Below are 20,964 nucleotides of genomic sequence, written 5' to 3'. Positions count from 1 at the left end.
TCCTTAGTAATCTTCAGGTAGTAATATTGTTGAATATTCTCCACTATCTAGTACATATACTTTTTTCACCCCCACTAGCTCTAAATATCCTAATTTAAATGAATATAATGCTTTATATTCAGGTGATTCTTGAGTATGCTCTATTATAATTTCATTACCAGATTTCCTTAACTTAAATACTTGCAAATAATCAGTTTCTATATCACTATTAGTGTTTAGCGCATCTACTAATCCCCACATAATTAGTTGTAACTCTAAAGTAATTTCCTGTTGAATTCCTTTGGTCATGTACCTGTTTTTTTTATCAAACATCTTTTACACACCCTTACTCTACAATATTCCTTTTTCCTTAAGGCTACAGTATTTACCATCATATCCAATTATAATATGGTCAATTAGTTCTATACCCATTATCTTTCCACATTCCTTTAAACGTTTTGTTATACTAATATCCTCATTAGACGGGGTCGGATCTCCTGATGGATGATTGTGAAATAGTATTATTGAAGCTGCATTGCTTAGAATAGCTGCCTTGAATACTTCACGTGGATGAACAATCGAGCTGTCAATATTTACCATTGAAACTATATTCAATGCAACTGGCTGATTTTTGGTGTCTAGACAACATAGCAACAGTTGTTCACGATCAGAGTCTTCAAGAAATTTCTTACCAAGTTTTACTGCATCTGATGGGCTCATTATTTTTTGTATATTATATAGGATAGATGCCTCCCTAACCATTTTTATAGATACTATATTTATCCTTTTAGCAGGAGTCTTATTATTTTCTGCTACTCTCATTTCATTTTTGCTCTCATCTATTTTATCAACACAATATGTACTCTTTGACATACTCCTACCTTCTTTCAATTATTTATTTAGATATCAATATTTCCCCTAAACTTTTTATAAATTCCTTTGAAAATACTGCTCCTCCTATTGCTTCTTTAATTAATTGTAGTAATTGTTCTTCTGTTACATCTAATGAACGTGGTATGTATCTTTCGGCTGACATTACGGTATCTTTGTAAAGAGTGAATCTAATTTCATCTCTCTTTATAGCTTTAATAAATATTTTTTCAATACAATACGTATATTCCTTATCAGTTAATTTCCCTTGATTTAATATTTGACAGTATTTAGTCTCCTTTATTATTTTTTTTGCCATAATAACCTCCTATGTTCTTTGCAATAATAAAAGCCTTAATCACCGTTATATTGGCAATTAAGGCTTTTAATCTATTATATGATTTATAAATTTTCTTAGTTTTATTAGATTTCTTATTTTCATTCTTAATTAACCCTCCAAATAAATTAACAACTTTTTCGGTGTAAGACTTAAAGGTATAATTAAACTTACACTAAAATCATTACTCAAGAGACACAAAGCGTTAGTAAAAATTTCATCATAGTCCTTACATACTATTCGTTCTACATACTCTGGCAATGTATAGTCAAAGTCTATTAGTTTTGTTATAGTGTCTACATCTTCTTTATTTTCTATTATCAAAATATACCCACCTAAGTCCATTTTTACATTTCTATCTTTTCCGTAATTTTCATCCAAAATAGTTGATATCTCCAATGTTTTTTCTATTACTTCTACAGGTAGATTTTTTAGGGTTTCTACTTCTATTTTGTGAGCCAACTTTATCATAATTATTTCCTCCTTGAATTCTATTTTTGTTATTCAAGGTAATAATATATATTTAAATTTAGGATTGTTACACGTATAAAGAAATAGCCTAAGACAGCTTTTACTCCATCTTAAGCTCGTTGTGATTTTATATAGCTAAAAGTAGTCTTCATCATCTTGGAAATCAATATCAAATAATTTATCATTGTATTTCTTTCCAAGCACTTTATCGTCACTTTGAATAATAGGATTTATCCATGCTGATTTTTCTCTTCCCCACTCTATATATTTAGAAATTTTATTTATTTTCTCTTCATCAATGATATTAGTTAATTCTTTTTCTAAAGCACTCATATACTTATCTATTCTAGCTGATATCATATAATTTTCGGCACAAACACTAAGTTCCTCTACCTTTCTGATTTCATTATCATATTTCTTCTTAAACTTCGTCTTTTCAATCTCTACCTTCTTTTTTATTTCAGCTTCCATTTTTGCTGCATCATGTTTAGCTCTAAGAATTTCCGCAGTATCAATAGCAGCAATAATAAAGTCACCCACCATTTCTTCTAGCTTAATATTATTTAGCTCTCTCCAATTCTTTCTCGGAGCGTCATAATCATCAATAAACAATAGTAATTCTTCAGAATACTTGTAATCATATCCTGGATTCCAATAGGAGTCATCATCAGTCTTTACATGTTCAACTCTAATTAATTTTTCTTTTAATCCTATTTTAACTTCTTCATTACCTATACATATTCTAGTATCTTTACCCTTACTCTTAATCTTAAACCCTAGTTTCTCTGCATTCTTAAATATACTGTCCATTAATTTAAAGGCTCTATTTTTTAGTTCATTAGACACCTTCATATTTATGTTATTAGCTCTACCATCCCTTATCATATCCCTTTTATCATTATAAATTTTGGCTTCCTTAATCAGCTCATGAGGTTTATACAAGCTTTTTGGTATTTTTATTTTATTACAAAATTCTAAGACCTTCTTTTTCTCCTCTTCACTCATATGCTTTAACCTACTCTCTTTGGTATAGGCCTCTGTTTTATTATATTTATATCTTTGTGTAAATATTTTGTTTTCTCCATCAAACTGTGGAAGATCAATTCTTTTAGGATTACTCCCATTTGTGACTTTAATCCAATAACCACTTTGAGGAAATGGAACATTTAATTTTCTGCAATATTTTCTTAGGCTAACTTCTGAAATACCATATGATTTTGCTAAATCCTTCATTCTTATAGTCCAAACCTCTTCATATACTTTCTCTCTTTCAATTACTATCATCATATAATCAGCTTCCTTTTAATTAACTTTTACCACTACCAAAGGTATATTCCTTATTGTATACATCATTTATTTAAATATCCTTTTGGCGTGTAATTATATTCTATATTGTAACTTCAGACTGCCCCTTTAATTGGTTACAAACTATGCTAGTAGTTATAGTTTGCTATCTTGGCTCTACCCAATAGAATCTGCTTGTGATATAGTTTAAATTATTATATCTAATTTAATTCTGTTCAAGGAGGCAAGCATGCAATTATTCAAACAAAAACGTGAAAAAGTAGATGACTACTTTGAAAGACTTTACAATTCTGGATATAGACTCTCTGAAACTTATCAAGGTGTTTCTATTGATGATGTAACTAATTTATTAAATCAAATAGGTAAATTCACCTCTGATATCAGAGATACCATATGGTGTTTATTAAATAATGAATTACCATCACTTTTTTCAAATGCTGAAAAATACTCGATATCTGATGGTGCGTCAGTCGCCCATATTGGTGGTTATATAGGCATACTATTGCGCGGTGGGAAACGCCTTGACAGAGAGGGTAGGGATTATTGGATAAAACCATTACGTGAAATTGGTGTTATAGAAGAAATCACCTTATCAGATGGTGATTTCTTAGCTGGACATATTAAGGCAAAATCCCCTAACTCAAGTTATCGATTAAGTAAAACCTTTGTTGTGCTCCTACTGAGTTCAGGAAATCTTGATTTTGAAAACTTACTAAAAAACTGGATATCTACTGACTCCATTAATACTCGTCTACTAGTTCATCTAGAATTAGCCAAAATCAATAAGGTTGAACAGGGATCTAGTTCACATAAAGGACTAATATATAATTCAATTCTCATTTACGGCAAGCATTTTCTTCCAGGGTACATTCCAGTTTTTGTTGATGCAGAGGATGGTAATAGAATTACAAATGAGGAAATAGCTCTTTTAAAAAAATACCAAATTAATTTTGGAAACCTTGATGATGTTTGGCCAGATGTAATTCTATACAATCCAGATGATAACTCTCTTTGGTTCATTGAAGCTGTAACTTCAGATGGTGAAGTTGATGTGCATAAAATGCAGGGTCTTTTGAGAATATGCAAAAATTCGAACAAATTATTTGGTGGTGCGACAACAACATATTTAGATTGGAAAAGATGTTCTTCAAGACAACAAAAAGAAAATAATGTCGCCCTTAATTCCTATATATGGATTAAAGAGACCCCTGATAAACATTTTAAAGTGGAGTAAAACAATAAGAATCAAGCCAATTAGGCCTGATTCTTATTGTTTTTAAAATATAACTTTTTCAACTAAATTATCAATATTCTCTTGTGTTAATAACACTCCTATACCATATTCACCAAGTTTCTTAAGTGTCCTTTCATCAGGAAACTTTATACCCCTTAGATCCGTAGCATTAACTTGCGTGTGTCCACTAAAAATCCTGAAGTACATATCTACAATAGTTGAGTTTAAATAAATACCTATCCCAATAGCCAACTCTAAATCAATACCTTTTTTATTTTTATGAAAGTAATTTGTTTTATTATCAAAAGCTATAAGATCTGTATCATACCTGTCCCCTTGAACTACAGCACATACAATTCTTCGCTTTTCTTCTTTTGATGACATTCTCTTTACAAGCACGTAATTTCCTGTTGGCCTTAATATCTTTATGTTATCTACATCAGGTATTATACTATTATATTTTGCTCCAGTTAAAGGCCACCTAATGAGGCCATCTTTAATATGAGTTGAACATAAGAATGGTACTGAACCATCAATAACCTCTTTGCTCAACAATCCTTTAGTTTGCCTAAAATCAACGATTGGTCCTGTTGAAATTTCAATTTTCAACTCATAAAGAGTACATGGAAGCGATTCTATCTTATCTGAAATTTGTTTATCCTCATCACTTTTCACAATTCTTATTGTATTATTCCAATCTGTTGGGTAAATAAGATCATTTAAGCTCATCTTTCTAGATGTTAAATCAGTAAACGTATCATCAGTACTATTAATAATCCTAACATTTTTATTATCATCCCATTTATCCTTTATGCAATGGTAAATAATCGTTTCTTGTAGTACTTCATCTTTTCTAAATGGTGATGTTCTTGAATCAAAGAGATGTATATTTTCAAATCTTAGATCAGCTTTTATATCTGCTCTATATTTATTGAAATATACTCCGTTACAGAAACTCCTTGGTGTAATTGCTACCAATTCACCCTTATGAATTAAAAATCTTTTTGCTAATGCAACAAATGCTGCATAGAAATTTGAAGAATCAATTCCTATATCTAATAGCAACCTATTTTTATCAGAATCAGTAGCTAGCTTACTATAAGGAGGATTAAGTATTATGTAATCAAAAACCTCACAATTTTCATTTTTAATCCTCATTACTCCCTCTTCAATAAAGTCACAGAATCTAACTTCCCATGATAAATTTATATTTTTTTCGCTAGATACTTTTACTAGTTCTTGCATTACTGCATCTAGCTTAGATTTTACGGTATTATCAATTTCATACAGAGTTATATGAATGTTTTTAGGCTTAACTTTCCAATTAAAGACCGCCAAAACAAATGCTATCGTCAAACTCCCACATCCTGTACCAGGATCAAGCATTTTGATGTTCTTTTTCTTTGTATTTTTAAAAAAAGATGCCATATAATTTGCTATAGATGCAGATGTGTAGTATTGTTCATATTTTTCTTTCAGCATTGTATCTCTTTCTTCATGGTTTCTTCGCATCCATATATTTTGTATAAGTGCATGTAGCTCATTCTCATTTGTTAGCAAATAATCACCTCATATTTTTTCTATTTCAACTATTTCTTGTCTTATTTCGTTATATCTAACTGCTATTATTTTATAAACAGAATATAAGCCAAGTGCTATAATCCTTTGTAAAAACACGATTTATTTTTTAAAATACAGTTATGTTTTATAAAAAATAAAAGTTATAATGTATATATTTTCTTATCTATATTTCAAAATACTCGGTTCCAAATTTGGTTAATTTACAAAATCTAGTTACAGCTCGTTGACTAGCTATCTTTTCTTTTTGTAATTTTTTATATTCTGGATCTGTATATAACGCTTTTATTTTATTTTTCAAATACTCTATTGGATCTTCCATTAATAATATTCTATCAAGATTATTAGCCACCCCTATTGCAATAATTTCAAAGTTTGATACACTAACAGCTCCTTTAAACTTACCATCACCATGGAATTTTCTAAATACATCCTCTCCCAATGAATTTGATAATAACTCAAATGTTTTATCGAACACTTGCTTTTCTTTATTATAATTTAAAATATCATCTGTACAAAACTCCCTCATCTTATCTGTTAAAACATCTCCAATATCATCAGTTGATAATATACTATTAAAATCAACATTTCTATAAGCCATAAATCTTAAGACATACTCTAAATCATCCTGCTCTTTTATTGCCTTTTCTGTTAATGGCATGCATATTATAAAATCCGGATTATATGATAACTTTCTAAGCCAAGTATAAAAATACCTATTTAGCATTATAGCTAAACAATTTCTAATTTCTTGGTCAGTTAACCTACTTCCACCAGTATTTAATCTGTCAAATGTATCATATTTTACCGTAGCATCACTTTCTTCATCTACTTTTATGATCTTCAATGTTGAATTTAAAAAAGCATTATTTAAGTACTTACTTTGTTCAAAAGAAAACTTATGCTTATGAAAAGCATTATCCCATACCTTTCCATCTAATTCTTTTAAAATCTTTGTTTCTACTAAAATTGTTGGTTCAACTAATTTATCCTTTTCATCTTTTAGTATACCTACAAATTCAAATATTGTAGAAAGTCTTTGAACTCCATCTATTACGTCCCAATTTAAATCACTATCTTCCGCCACAAAAATAGGTGGTATTGGTATACCCAATATGATAGATTCTATAAATCTTGATTTTTGTTTTGGTAGCCATCTGAATACTCTTTGAAACTCTGGATGAATATTTATTGCTTTTCTTTTTTGATACATTTCCATTAATTGCGATATCATAATATCTGCTTCTTTTATTTTTATCTTTCTTCTTTCATCTTTAACCTTTATTTCTAAATCACTTGTTGTAAATGGAGTATTTTCTTTTTCATTCTCTCCCCACAACTCTAATTTTAATTGTTCCATGTTATTAGCCCCCCCATATTCTTTTAGTTCATTATTATCTATGCCTTCATAAATATTGCTAATCTCATAATGCAATTTTAATTTTTCATCTTCTGTTAATGTTTTTCCAATCAACTCTTTACTTACATCAAATATCCGACTTAATTGTTCGGCTCTTTTTTCTGGAACTTTTCTCTTGCCTTTTATCCAATCACTAACAGATTGTGGTGATACATCTAAATAATTTGCTACCTCCTTAAACTCTATTTTTTTTAATCTAGCAATTAACTCTAAACCTATCATTTTTCTCCCCTTTGACTTACTATTAAGTCATGTTTTATATTTCCATTGAACTTATAAGTCAATATACCATGACTTATTCAGTAAGTCAAATATATTTTTATATCATTTCATTAAGTCATATGGTTAATGATTAAAAATATTGTTTAATTAGACCTAATATATTAGCTATTGCACTAATTAATTCTTCAAAATCCATTAAATCTTCATATAAATTTAAATCATATCTTCTTGGTTGAATACCAAGTTCATCAAAATGTCCAGCATACTTAATTTGTTCATTGCCTCTATATCTTTTTAATTCTATAATATTATTACCTTCAAATAAAATGTAACAAACTAAATTATCACTATCTGTTTCATCATTGATATCCTTGTAAATATGCAAGTTATACCAATAGCTAAATCCTCTTTGCTTTATTTCCCCCAAATATTGTAGTTGTTTGTCAATATACCTCTTGATGCGTGAACTATATTGATTGTATAGACCTTCCTGTATAACATCTAAATAATTTCTCATCATTAATATTACCCCCTACATCTTTTCAATATATATACGATTTTCTGTAAACTTAAATAGTGAACTTTTATGCACTCGCAATTTTGAATCTTTAATTCCTTACATATTTCAGAAAATAATTGCGACACTTTTGTCAGGTGCTTATACTGCTGCATTTTCCCTAAATATATGTATTCATTACTATTACCATCTTCTTTACCATAAGTCTCGATAGAAATTCCAAGCTTTTCAATATAATCTTGAATATCATAATCCTTCATATCGATAATTCCATAGTAAAATAGAAATTTTTCATTTTTGTTCGGCATTGATATATAAACATTCGCTTGTTTTAGTGTAGAAAATCTAATGTTACTTATTAAGTTAATGTTATAGAAAAATTTAATAGCTTCCTGCTTTACATCCTTAGGTAACTTTTTATGTAGTTGCAAAAATTCCGTGGAAATTTTACAATTACTTTTGCTTGGCAAGTCATCCCATAATTCATCTAGCTCCTCCTCCGTAAAATCATACCTGTTTTCCTTAAAACATTCCAAAATTGCAGTTGTCTCAATATACGCGTTTCTGGATAATCCAATATTCTTTGTTAAGTGATTAATTGCTTTGATACATGCAACTGAAAAATTTGTAGCAATTTGCTTCTTCACATAAGCCTCCAATATAGTATTACTTCGATGCTGAACATTATTTTAATACCATTTATAATGTTAACACCACTTATTATTTTAATATCAATATACTCCATTGCCATTGTCAAGTATTTTTTAATTTTGTTTTAGATAAAATAAAAAGAAGAAGAACCTCCATCATATGAAGATTCTCCATCTTTATTATTACCTACTAGATATGTATTTTTTCCGTTATTAAATTTTAATTTCAATGTACTTATTATTATCGCACTTATATTTTTTCATTGTACCATCTATATATGTAGCATGGTTCTTATTAAATAGAACTAGATTCTTACCTTTTAACCCTGCCTTACTCATTCTAGTGCTTCTATAAATAATCCCGTCATACCCTTTACCTATCAAGTATTGACTTAATACCCTGAATGGAATATACGCTTTTAACTCTGGATCATCTTCTATATCTACGGGTTTAAAAATAGATTCATCTATTACACCTAAAAACAATGAAGCTATCCCATTAATTACAGTTTTTTCAATTTTCTTATTTATTGATTTGTCCTTTATAATCTTATTTAAATATGGTTTTAATTTCTTATTAAATTCATCCTTAGTGTTCTTTATAGCTATTGTTTTTATTTTGTTAGTTAATTGATCATTTGAATTAATCTCATCTAAAATAGTTTGTGCCAATTTCATTGGTAGAACCTCAATTTCTCGTGTCAACTTTGATAAATCCGTTCCATCATTACATAAATCAATTATTTTAGCATCCTTCTTTATTGGCATAAAACTGCATATAACAGCTTCTTGTCTATCCCGTAGTCTTATCTCCTCAAAACATGTTTTCTGAATCATATTTATTGTATCTCCATACATTTCATTTGTATCTCCACAAGCCAAATACAAATAGGCTATGCCATCACGATTCCAACGATTATCTTTAGCATAGTTTTCATCCGGTATCATTAATTCATAACCATCATTAACACTCCAGGACCTACTACGATACATAAAATTGATATCACTTAATTTCTTTATAAAAATACTAGGGTATTTTAGTAATACCTGATTATGGAATTCATCAAATAATGTTTTAAAACCTTTACCTGCTCCTTTTACTGCCGTTTCCTCAGGCATAGAGTCCCATAATTCTTTTACAAAATTAAATGTCTTTTCAAAATATAAATCATCATAACACTTTGTAAAATCATAATTAACATACAATATGAAACTCATCCTTTTATAAAGGTAATCAATAAATTTATCCTCTAGCATTAGTTGATAATCTTTTTTAATATCATTCCCCACCAAAACATCAACAAATATTGCATCCACAACTTTTATTTTAACATTTATTTCTTGCAGTACTTGTGCAAATAATATTCTATTTTCGAGATTTTTAAAGCTATTCATTATTTCAGTAATTATTTTAAAACCAATACCTTCAAAACGATTTAATAATTTATTTCTTTCAAGAATAAAATCAAAAGGATTTAACAATTATCTAACCCCCCATTTATATTATTATTTGATATATTAATAGACTGTATTAGTAATCGTTTGAACTTTCCTCATGATATCCTTTACCTCATACTTCTATTGCTTTTCACCCTTCATCACTCTGACCCACCTAAATCAACGCATAAGAAAACCCTCAACTAAAATTAATTAGTCGAGGGTTTCACTGGTGGAGGCGAGGGGTGTCGAACCCCTGTCCGAAAGCCATAACACCTAGGCATCTACGAGCGTAGTCAGTACTTTAAAATTCCCGTCTCCTAACCCCTACTGACGGGGTTTAGGTTCCGGTAGCTTCATATTTTCCGTTCCTGGGTCAAAGCTTTCCCAAGCTCGGTTCACCGCTGTCGGCGCCCTATCCTAAGTCGCGGTATTCAAAGGTAAGACGTAGCAGAACTAAGCTGCTAGTGCTAAATTATCGTTTGCGTTTAAATTGTTCCAATAGTTTTTTAACGCGGGTCCATAGGTTCCCTCGGCTCGCTTCCTCGATGCAACGTACCCCCGTCGAAACCAAGTACGCCCCCTAATATGTCAAAAGATTAAACTAAAATCTTTTGTACTACAATAATATATAACTATTATTGCATGTAATTACGCAAATTTAAATTATTAAATTTTTATGACCCATAAATTAATTAGATATCAACTGCTAATCTAATTTCTTGTTACTTACTATAAACCTAATGATACACTATATTATATCCTTTATCAAGTGCTAATATCATGGAATGTATGTGCATTATTGCTAGTTATCTCATTCTCTCTTTTATCTGCCTATCCATGTCTCTCTTAGCATCTTTTTCTAGCATCGCATCTCTCTTATCATAGTCTTTCTTACCGCGAACAATACCAAGATTAACTTTTACCTTAGTATCCTTAAGATATAGGGATAATGGAACTAGTGTAAAACCCTTTTGAGCCGTAAATGATGCTAGTTTATTTATTTGCTCTTTATGAAGCAATAATTTTCTTACTCTTAAAGGATCAGTGTTAAATTGATTCCCATTTTCGTAATGACTAACATGCATATTTTTTATAAATACTTCACCATTTATAACATCTGCATAAGCATCTTTTAAGTTCGCTTTTCCAGATCTAATAGACTTTACTTCTGTACCAACAAGCGCTATACCAGCTTCCATTGCTTCTTCTATAAAATAATCATGTCTTGCTTTCCTGTTTTCTGCTAGTGTTTTGTTTTCCGATTTCTTTGCCACAATTTCACCTGCTTTATTCTTATTAATATACATAAGAACACATTATATATATTATGTATAATACATATTATTATACTATACTATGTATTCTTTTTCAAGAAATGCATGGATTATTTTTACAATATATCTTTTAAATATAATACACAGAAGAAGCTATTAACCTCTTCTGTGTATTTTAAAATTATTCTATATTATAGTCTTCTTTTTTTGACTACTCTTCCTTTATAAGCTCATTTAAATCACTAACAGAGTATTCAACTTCTTGGTCTTCTTCTTTCTCTTCATCAGCTTCAATTATATCAAAATAAACTTCATGTGAAGTTAAATCAACTTTACTAACTACAATTCTTACTTCTTCTCCTAGTTTATACATTTTCTTAGTTCGCTCACCAATAAGGGTTAAATGTCTTTCATCGAAGACATAATAATCATCATCCAAGCTAGTCATATGAACTAACCCTTCTACAGTATTAGGAAGTTCAACAAACAATCCGAAATTAGTTACTGAGGATATAATACCATCATATTCTTGACCAATTCGCTCACTCATATACTCAGCTTTCTTTAAGTCATCTACTTCTCTCTCAGCTTCCATAGCTACTCTTTCCATATCTGATGATTGTTTTGACGCTATCTCTACTTCTCTACCTAATCTATCTGTTCTCGCTTGACTTAATCCTCCATTTATAACTTCTTTAATTATCCTATGGATCATTAAGTCAGGATATCTTCTAATTGGTGATGTAAAATGACAATAATACTTGGCTGCTAACCCAAAATGCCCAACACATTCTGGAGAATATTTTGCTTTCATCATAGAACGTAATAATAAAGTGCTTAGTACCATCTCTTCTTTTTGGCCTTTTACTTTTCCTATTACTTCCTGAAGCATTCTAGGATGTATATCCTTTCCCCACTTCATAGAATATCCTAAATTATGAGCAAATTCACTAAATCGCATTAATTTTTCCTCATCTGGATCCTCATGAATTCTATATACAAATGGCACATTTAGCCAGAACATATGCTCAGCTACAGTTTCATTAGCCGTTAACATAAATTCCTCAACTAATCTATTTGCAATAGCTCTCTCATAAGGTACAATGTCTACAGGTTTTCCTAATTCATTTAATATTATTTTACACTCAGCGAAATCAAAATCTATAGCGCCCCTATTCATTCTCTTCTTATTAAGAATTCCACATAACTCTTCCATATGTTTAAAATCTTCATATAAATAATCATATTTTTTAATAGTTTCGGCGTCTTTATCCCTTAGTATTTTAGTAACATCTGTATAAGTCATTCTCTCATTAGTTTTTATAACACTTTCCATTATTTCATGATCTACACATTTACCCTCTTTATCCATTTCCATAATACAACTAAGAGCTAGTCTATCTACTTTAGGATTTAAACTGCAAACCCCATTAGATAATTTTTTAGGAAGCATTGGTATAACCCTATCAATTAAGTATACTGAAGTTGCTCTTTTAAAAGCCTCTTTGTCCAAAGGATTTTTATCTTTTACATAGTGAGAAACATCTGCTATATGAACTCCTAAACGATAGTTTCCATTATCTAAAATTTCAATAGACACAGCATCATCTAAATCTTTAGCATCCTCGCCATCTATGGTTACCATACGTAAATCCCTTAAATCTGTTCTGCGCGTATATTCTTCTTGTGGAATCACTTCGGCTATATTATCGGCATATGCTTCAACATTTTGTGGGAACTCCTCTGGTAGCTTATGTTTTTTAATTATAGTTAATATATCGATGCCCGCGTCACCTTTGCTTCCGAGAATTTCTATAATTCTCCCCTCGGGATTTCTTTTTTGTCCTGGCCACTGAGTTATTTCAGCTATTACTATTTGCCCTGTTTTTGCACCATTTCTTTCTGATTTAGGAACAAATATATCCTGAGCAATCCTCTTGTCATCAGCTACTACAAACCCAAAATTACTACTGTCCTCATAAGTTCCTATTATTGTTTTATTAGACCTTTCTATTACTCTTACAATTTCACCTTCACATTTTTTCCCGCTATTTTCTTCCTTTAAAACTTTTGCAAGAACTTTATCACCATTCATTGCTCCATTTAAATTATCCGCAGGAATAAATACATCTGGTCTTTCTACTTCTGCTATTACGAATCCAAAGCCTCTTTGATGACCTTGGAATTTACCAATTACAAGACCCATCTTCTCTGGAATACCATAATATTCAGCATGTGTTCTAACCACATCCCCATTTGTTTCCATTTCAGCTAATAAATTAGAAAACCCTTTCATATCCTTTTTTTTAATATCGAATACTCTAGAAAGTTCTGCTATATTCATAGGCTTATATGCCTGCTCTGTCATAAAATTTATTAAATTTTCTTTTATCTCCATAAGATTTCCTCCTATCTAATTTTCATATTGATATATTTTTCAAATTTTAAAAAATATTTAGTATTGCTTTAGTTTCTCACTAAATGTTGTGTTAAATTATTCATGTGTTTCTATATTTACTCGCTTTTATTATAATCCAAAAAATACATCTAGTATATACTATGTGCTTATATACTTCCCTATTATCAAATAAAAAATGCTCACATTAAATAATGCTATTTAATGTGAGCATTTTATCGAAATATGTTATATCAAGAATTCTTCACAAAAATCGACTTTTTTATACAAAATAAAACAGCCCTTGGGGTTGGGCTGCTTTAAACAAATAAAAAGGGGGCTATTTATTTCTCTATTTAACTTTACTACTTAATTATATTAAATTTAACTAATGTTTGCAAGCGTTTTTTACAAATTTAATTCTAATAATATTTTAAAATAAAGACATTTCACTTATTTTTTTCATAAAAAATAATATTATTAACTAAATTAAATCTGTTTTAATAAATCCAACTCTTCTTCCGACAATTCTCGATATTGTCCTTCAGATAAATTTTCATCTAATTTTAATGGTCCAAAACTAATTCTTCTTAAAAATGCAACATTTTTATCAACACTTTCGAACATTCTTTTTACCTGATGAAATTTGCCTTCTTGAATAGTAATCATTACCTCAGATCCATTTTCATTCGCATTTAATACTTTTAATATGGCCGGCATGCATTTATAACCATCATCTAATACAACACCTTTCTTAAAGGTGTCTATATCCTTTTGATCTACAAATTTATTAATCTCGGCATAATACGCCTTATCTACATGATTCTTAGGTGCTATCAATTTATGATTTAATTCACCATCATTAGTGATTAGCAATAACCCTACTGTGTCTTTATCCAATCTTCCTATAGGAAATGGATTAAAAGCATGGTATTCTTGATCTATTAAATCAATAACAGTTTCATCATACTTATCTACTGTAGCAGAAACTACCCCAGCTGGCTTATTCATGACTATATATATGTATTTTCTATATGTTATTTCTTCACCAGCTACCTTTATTACAGCCTTATCCGGATCAATTTTCATTGTATTATCAGAAACTATTACTCCATCGACCTCTATTTTCCCTTTTTTTAACAACGCCTTCACTTCTTTTCTTGTTCCATGGCCTAAATTTGATAATATTTTGTCTATTCTTTCCATATCTATTCATCTCCTTAACTATTTCTAAAACTTCAGGTAAATTATCACCTACGGTACTATTCATCTTCTTCGAAGCTTAACATTAAATCTTTTACTCATAAAAAAAACAGCCTTTAAAAGCTGTTTTAAAGTTATTCTTTTACTTCAATCTCCATTATATCATAATCTTCATATGAAATACTCTTATAAGAACTTTTTGATAATACTAGTATTCTGTAAATCCCTTTAGTAAAAGGCATAAAGATGTAATCATTTTTCCTGCTAAATTTTTGTACCAAACTCCAGTCTCCTTTTTCCATGAGATAGACCTCATATTCAACATTCTTGCCACCCTTACTTTGTGCTACAAATGTTATTGTTTCATTAGCCATAAAATTTGCCTTATCACATAGAATCTTTGTATCTCTTACAGGTAGCGTCTCATGTATTTCTATTCTTATTTCCTTCTTACTATCATATGCATTTGTGCTCAATTTATTCTTTGCTAGAAGTTCTATTAAATAGTTTCCACTACATTTAGGTTTAATCTCATAATTTTTATGTTCCACAAAATTTGTTTGTTCTACTAAATGACCATCTATTTTCAAAACGTAATTCACAAGAGTATTTTTTGTATTTTCAGATATAACTTGGAGAGAAATAGTATCTCCAACCATAAAGTATTCTCTTGTTGGCATTAATACATAGTCTATTTTAGCTGGAATGCATTCTAAAGCTTGAATACATAGAACTTCGTGACAATCAAATTTCCTTTTGGAATATTTATCTTTTACTCTTACCTCCAGTTTGAACTTTCCACTCTCCTCTGGCGTAAACTCTAGAAAATCACGTGTTCCAAATTGTATTTTTTCTATCTCTTTATCATCTTTAGAAATTATAAAACTATATCTTAAAGAATTTCCTCCTGTTGCTTTGACTTTTACATGAACTATTTGGCCTATTAGTACTGTCTCTTTATTATCCAAAATTATATCATCAATAACCACATTTTCATTACCTATATCGTCAATTAGAAAATCTAAAGAACCTTTCTTCTCATATTCTCCTTTAAAAGATGCATCCTTCACCCATAAGTAAGCTTTATATTCTCCCGCTTCTTTTGGTATCCAAAAAAAATTATTTTCTCTAATGTAACCAGAATCCTCTATGCATTTTCCATCAATTTTGAATTTATATAATAACTCTTTCCCACCTCTAGCAATACACTTAAAAATTATAGGAGTGCCACATACTTGCGGTGAGCTTAAATCACTAGTGAAACTATGTATGTTTATTTCTTCATAAGGTTTAACGCTATAATGAATCAATGCTCTATCATCAAATTCATGAATTGAATACATATCCTTTGCCATACATAGTAGCTTATAATCACCCTTGTTTTCTTCAACATAACTAACTAATTTCTTAGTTGAATAATCTTGTATGCATTTGGTATTCCCCTTAGGATTAATTTTTACAAATTTGTACAAAACCATCCTGTTATCCCCATAGTTTGCCTCCACCTCAAAAACTAGTTCCGCACCTTCTACCATACCATCCGTCAAACATTTAAAACTTACAATTTCTACTGATTGTATGGCTTGTACATTAAATCGTATTTTCATAGAGTCATCAAATGTATTTTTTGAATCTAAATTCCTGCATTCTACCAAAAACTCTTGCTCTCCACAATATTTTGAAGTCCAAGTCAGTATATTTTCTGATGAATAGTCTTTTATAAGTAGCCAATTCCCCCTTTCATGTACCCAATATCTATACATAATAGGAATCTTTGTGGCATCTACTGTTAAGGTGACTTTTTCACCTGCCATTATTTCTATTTTATCTATGTATATATCATTTATTAACTTTTCGTAAGCCTCGCCTACCAGGTAATCTGTTTTTGACATATAATCAAAGGGCTTCTTACTTTCTTTTCTTTTAGCTTGTACCATTATGGAGTACTTACCATCTGCCTGTGGCTTCCATATAGCATCCCTGGCTCCACTTAATTTCTTCAAAGTAGTCCATGTTCCATCAATCCCTACAAGAAATTTATAGTTCAAATTATCCTCTAATATATTTTCAACACTTATTCCGATTTCTTTATATTTTTCTTCAGGGTTTTCTAAGCTAAACGATATATTCATTTCATTCATTTAAATTCACCTACCTTTATAAATAAGCTATACAATACAAAAATATTATTAAAAAACCAATCTCTATACTGAATATATTATACTATAATTCCATTATTTGTAACAGTGTATATTCCATATTTTTTCTTTTATATATAGACATAAACTTTCAATGTTTTATTATAAAATAATAAAATTTAAAATTTCATAGCTATTTATGTATTAAATTCGTCATTATAATTGAACGTTACACCCAAAAATTCATCTCATGACTGAATTCGCGATTATTCTTTTCAAAAATATAAAAATAGCTAGTAATTTTTATTACTAACTATTTCGTATATTCTAAGTGCATTATTGCGTTTTTAGAATCAATTTAATTAAATTGTTATAAAGCTTTTCATCATCTTCATTTGTTCGTTTTTTAGGACCAAAGGTTTTACCTCCGCTCCGTCTTAGTTTGCCGGATAAATGCCTCTCAAATAATAATTTATCAATATTATCATCATCATATATATGTCCTTTAGGGCCTATTGCATATGCACCTTTAGCTAAAACCATAGCAGCAACCCCAAAATCTTGAGTGATTACTATGTCATTAGATTTCGCCTCATTAGCTACTTTCATATCAACACTTTGAAATCCACTATCAACATACCTTATCGAGGCATAATCGCTACTCAAAATATGATTAATATCACAATACATAATAAGCTCTATAGAGTTTTCCTTAGCTGCCTTTTCTATTAGCTGTTTACCAGGGCAACCATCTGCATCTACAATAATTCTCATATGATTTTTCTCATTTTTTAAAGCCTTTTTTCGAGTGCTGCTTTGGTTTCTTCATATCCTGATTTTCCAAGAAGAGCAAACATATTTTTCTTATATGCTTCAACTCCTGGTTGATCAAAAGGATTCACACCTAATAAATATCCGCTTATTGCTAAAGCCTTTTCAAAGAAATAAACCATATGTCCAAAATTATACGCTGTTAATGCTGGCACATTTAAAATAATGTTAGGTACACCCCCATCATTATGAGCAAGTACTGTTCCTTGGAAAGCTTTTCTATTAACAAAATCCATAGTTTTACCTGCTAAAAAGTTCAATCCATCTAGATCTTCACTTTCCTTTTCTACTACAACTTCTTTCCTTGGCTTTTCTACATTAATAACTGTTTCAAATATATTTCTTACACCCTCTTGAATATACTGTCCCATAGAATGCAAATCTGTAGAGAAATTAACTGATGCTGGGAATATTCCCTTTTGGTCTTTTCCTTCACTTTCCCCACAAAGTTGTTTCCACCACTCACCAAAATATTGAAGTGATGGCTCATAGTTAACTAAAATTTCTGTAACCTTGCCTTTTCTATATAGTGCATTTCTAGCTGCTGCATATTTATAACAATCGTTATTGTTTAAATCCTCTACACTGTATGCTTCTCTTGCATCCGCTGCACCCTTCATCATTTCATCAATGTCAATGCCCGCTACTGCTATTGGAAGTAAACCTACAGCTGTTAACACTGAGAATCTTCCTCCTATATCATCCGGAATCACAAAAGTTTCATAGCCTTCTGCATCTGCTGATTTTTTTAGAGCTCCTTTAGAAATATCTGTAGTAGCAAAAATTCTTTCTTTAGCTCCTTCTTTTCCGTACTTCTTTTCTAATAATCCTTTTAATATTCTAAAAGCAATAGCTGGTTCTGTAGTAGTTCCTGATTTTGATATTACATTTATAGAAATATCTTTTCCTTCTACAGCATCAATTAAATCTGCCATATATGTAGAACTTATATTATTACCTGCAAAGAATATTGCTGGCGCCTTTCTCTTATCGCTTGAAAGACTGTTATAAAAACTATGACTCAACGTTTCTATAGCCGCTCTAGCTCCTAGGTAAGAACCACCTATTCCAATTACTATTAAGACTTCAGAATTATTTTTTATCTTTTCTGCTGCCTGTTTAATTCTTTTAAATTCTGATTTATCATAATTTAAAGGAAGGTCCATCCATCCTAAAAATTCATTCCCCGCACCTGTTTTATCTGCAAGCATTTTGTGTGCAGCAGATACCATTGGCTGTAAATAAGAAACTTCATGTTCACCTAAATATGGAATTGTTTTGCTTAAATCTAATGATAAAATTTTTGCCATTAATATTCCTCCTTGCTTATATCTTGAAGCAAAACAATCATTGATTATTTTGCTCATCGCATTGCATTGCCTCGCTAAAACAATATACTATAATTTTAGTTTATTCATTTAAATAAATCAAGTTTTTTAATAAAATTTTGTATTTATAACAAATTTTGTTATTTTTATTTATTAAAACTTTAAAAATTAAACTTAAATATAAAAGTCCCTAAAATTGGAGTCGCCTATACATGATAGCTATAGTATTATCTGTGAATGCTTCATTTATTCTAGTGACTTTTCCAAATAATTGACCGTGACTTTATTCACCATAAAAATATAGTAAGTACTCCCTTGTATTGTATAGCATATATTAAATTATATTACTATAAGAGGTGTGATTTTTTTTGATTATTCATGTTGTAAAAAGTGGTGAAACCTTATATATAATTTCTAAATTATATGGAGTTCCATCTAATAAAATTGCTTCTGATAATGAACTTGCAAACCCAGATGAACTTGTGGTAGGCCAAACGCTTGTAATACTTCAAGTCACAAGAAAACACAAAATTCTTCCTGGTCAATCACTTTACATGATAGCTAGAATGTATGGTGTAACTATTTCAGATTTATATGCTGCAAATCCTAACCTTAAAAATTCTATACTAATTTATCCTAGTGAAATTATTATTATACCACCATCAACGCAAAAATTAGGCTCACTTGAAGTTAATGGCTATGCACTTCCTACTACGGATATGGATGTTCTCGCAAAGACTCTTCCAAGTCTCACATACCTTAGTATATTCAGTTATCAGGTGCTGCCTAATGGAACTCTAAAAGGAATAAATGATGTCCCCTTAATAGTTGCTGCTAGAAAAGCTAAAGTAGCTCCTATGATGGTAATTACGAATTTAGAAGAGGGTGGTGGTTTTGATAGTGACCTAGCCCATATTATACTTACAGATGAAAATATACAAAACACTTTATTAGATAACATAGTCAGCATCTTGGAAAATAAAAATTATTACGGTTTAGCTATAGATCTAGAATATATTTTCCCAAAAGATAAACAAAGCTATAATGATTTTTTACGCAAAACAGTAATCAAACTAAAGGCTTTAGGCTATATTGTTACTACAGCTTTAGCCCCTAAGCCAAATGGTGATATAAAAGGATTACTTTATGAAGCGCATGATTACCCATTTCACGGTGCCATAGCTTCCCATGTTATACTGATGACTTATGAGTGGGGTTATACTGCAGGTCCACCAATGGCGGTGGCTCCAATTAATGAAGTAAAAAAAATCCTTGATTATGCTGTAACCGTAATTCCAAGTAAAAACATCTTTATGGGCATACCTAATTATGGGTACGTTTGGACTTTACCTTATGTAAAAGGAACTAAAGCAACTGTACTCGGTAATGTAGAAGCAGTTGATCTTGCGAGAAAGGTATTTGCATCTATTCAATATGACTATACCGCTCAAGCACCGTTTTTTAACTATTACGATTCTAATGGCAAAAGACATGTAGTTTGGTTTGAAGATGCTAGGAGTATGAACGTCAAACTTAGGACTGCTAATGCATATAATTTAGGCGGGGTTAGTTATTGGACTATTGGGAAATACTTCCCTCAAGCCTTTCTAGTTCAAAATTCATTATTCGATGTAAAAAAGGTAATTTAGTTAAGCGATTGTTATTTCAAATAAGAATTAAGAGTTTTTCTTTGATTATGCTATAACCAAAAGGATATGTTGCTAAGATGCTTTCTGCGCAACATATCCTTTTTGTTTACTTAAGAGTGCATT

18 protein-coding genes and 1 other RNA gene are annotated in these 20,964 nt (G+C 30.2%); 2 read left to right on the top strand and 17 right to left on the bottom strand.

Annotation, left to right across the window (positions count from 1 at the left end; translation table 11 throughout):
• Positions 1–3 precede the first annotated feature (3 nt).
• The 5 genes from ACWJKS_RS01600 to ACWJKS_RS01580 all read right to left on the bottom strand — a co-directional run bounded on the left by ACWJKS_RS01600 (position 4) and on the right by ACWJKS_RS01580 (position 2,944).
• Positions 4–312, bottom strand: a complete 309-nt coding sequence (locus ACWJKS_RS01600) for a DUF960 domain-containing protein (RefSeq protein WP_462960289.1) — start codon at positions 310–312, stop codon at positions 4–6.
• 18 nt (positions 313–330) lie between these two features.
• Entirely contained in the window at positions 331–699 is a 369-nt protein-coding gene (locus tag ACWJKS_RS01595; protein ID WP_462961032.1) for a JAB domain-containing protein, read from the bottom strand.
• A 175-nt stretch (positions 700–874) separates the two neighbouring features.
• Positions 875–1,168 carry a hypothetical protein gene (locus tag ACWJKS_RS01590; RefSeq protein WP_462960288.1) on the bottom strand — a complete coding sequence of 98 codons (294 nt, stop codon included), beginning with the start codon at positions 1,166–1,168 and terminating at the stop codon, positions 875–877.
• A gap of 129 nt (positions 1,169–1,297) precedes the next feature.
• Positions 1,298–1,657, bottom strand: a complete 360-nt coding sequence (locus ACWJKS_RS01585; RefSeq protein ID WP_462960287.1) for a hypothetical protein — start codon at positions 1,655–1,657, stop codon at positions 1,298–1,300.
• A gap of 135 nt (positions 1,658–1,792) precedes the next feature.
• Complete coding sequence (locus tag ACWJKS_RS01580) at positions 1,793–2,944, bottom strand: hypothetical protein (protein ID WP_462960286.1); 1,152 nt, start codon at positions 2,942–2,944, stop codon at positions 1,793–1,795.
• Positions 2,945–3,191: 247 nt separating this feature from the next.
• Between ACWJKS_RS01580 and ACWJKS_RS01575 the strand changes: the two genes are divergently transcribed.
• Positions 3,192–4,196, top strand: a complete 1,005-nt coding sequence (locus ACWJKS_RS01575; RefSeq protein ID WP_462960285.1) for a BsuBI/PstI family type II restriction endonuclease — start codon at positions 3,192–3,194, stop codon at positions 4,194–4,196.
• A 42-nt stretch (positions 4,197–4,238) separates the two neighbouring features.
• Here ACWJKS_RS01575 and ACWJKS_RS01570 read toward each other — a convergent pair whose 3' ends face one another.
• From ACWJKS_RS01570 to ACWJKS_RS01515, 12 genes are all read right to left on the bottom strand, one after another.
• Positions 4,239–5,756, bottom strand: coding sequence for an Eco57I restriction-modification methylase domain-containing protein (locus tag ACWJKS_RS01570; RefSeq protein WP_462960284.1), 1,518 nt, complete (start codon positions 5,754–5,756; stop codon positions 4,239–4,241).
• A 184-nt stretch (positions 5,757–5,940) separates the two neighbouring features.
• Entirely contained in the window at positions 5,941–7,416 is a 1,476-nt protein-coding gene (locus ACWJKS_RS01565) for a GmrSD restriction endonuclease domain-containing protein (protein ID WP_462960283.1), read from the bottom strand.
• A 130-nt stretch (positions 7,417–7,546) separates the two neighbouring features.
• Positions 7,547–7,936: a hypothetical protein gene (locus ACWJKS_RS01560; protein ID WP_462960282.1), complete on the bottom strand. Its 390-nt coding sequence runs from the start codon at positions 7,934–7,936 to the stop codon at positions 7,547–7,549.
• 5 nt (positions 7,937–7,941) lie between these two features.
• On the bottom strand, positions 7,942–8,580 hold the full coding sequence (locus tag ACWJKS_RS01555; protein ID WP_462960281.1) for a hypothetical protein: 639 nt from the start codon (positions 8,578–8,580) through the stop codon (positions 7,942–7,944).
• Positions 8,581–8,796: 216 nt separating this feature from the next.
• Complete coding sequence (locus ACWJKS_RS01550) at positions 8,797–10,065, bottom strand: hypothetical protein (protein WP_462960280.1); 1,269 nt, start codon at positions 10,063–10,065, stop codon at positions 8,797–8,799.
• 185 nt (positions 10,066–10,250) lie between these two features.
• Positions 10,251–10,604, bottom strand: a transfer-messenger RNA (tmRNA) gene (gene ssrA / locus ACWJKS_RS01545).
• A gap of 225 nt (positions 10,605–10,829) precedes the next feature.
• Positions 10,830–11,330, bottom strand: a complete 501-nt coding sequence (gene smpB, locus ACWJKS_RS01540) for an SsrA-binding protein SmpB (protein ID WP_216302283.1) — start codon at positions 11,328–11,330, stop codon at positions 10,830–10,832.
• A gap of 178 nt (positions 11,331–11,508) precedes the next feature.
• Positions 11,509–13,695, bottom strand: coding sequence for a ribonuclease R (rnr, locus tag ACWJKS_RS01535; RefSeq protein WP_462958816.1), 2,187 nt, complete (start codon positions 13,693–13,695; stop codon positions 11,509–11,511).
• Positions 13,696–14,181: 486 nt separating this feature from the next.
• The gene (locus ACWJKS_RS01530; RefSeq protein WP_462953268.1) at positions 14,182–14,898 is read right to left on the bottom strand and encodes a pseudouridine synthase; all 717 of its coding nucleotides are present in this window, start codon (positions 14,896–14,898) and stop codon (positions 14,182–14,184) included.
• A gap of 131 nt (positions 14,899–15,029) precedes the next feature.
• On the bottom strand, positions 15,030–17,036 hold the full coding sequence (locus ACWJKS_RS01525) for a triple tyrosine motif-containing protein (protein WP_220287495.1): 2,007 nt from the start codon (positions 17,034–17,036) through the stop codon (positions 15,030–15,032).
• Between the two features lie 333 nt (positions 17,037–17,369).
• Complete coding sequence (locus tag ACWJKS_RS01520; protein WP_216302287.1) at positions 17,370–17,807, bottom strand: YaiI/YqxD family protein; 438 nt, start codon at positions 17,805–17,807, stop codon at positions 17,370–17,372.
• A 17-nt stretch (positions 17,808–17,824) separates the two neighbouring features.
• Entirely contained in the window at positions 17,825–19,174 is a 1,350-nt protein-coding gene (locus tag ACWJKS_RS01515; protein ID WP_216302288.1) for a glucose-6-phosphate isomerase, read from the bottom strand.
• Between the two features lie 386 nt (positions 19,175–19,560).
• Between ACWJKS_RS01515 and ACWJKS_RS01510 the strand changes: the two genes are divergently transcribed.
• Positions 19,561–20,841: a glycoside hydrolase family 18 protein gene (locus tag ACWJKS_RS01510; RefSeq protein ID WP_216302289.1), complete on the top strand. Its 1,281-nt coding sequence runs from the start codon at positions 19,561–19,563 to the stop codon at positions 20,839–20,841.
• Positions 20,842–20,964 lie beyond the last annotated feature (123 nt).

This window comes from Clostridium sp. CM038 (assembly GCF_055081105.1).
Note: the sequence above shows the minus strand (reverse complement) of the source record. Positions and strands in the feature narration are given on the sequence as shown.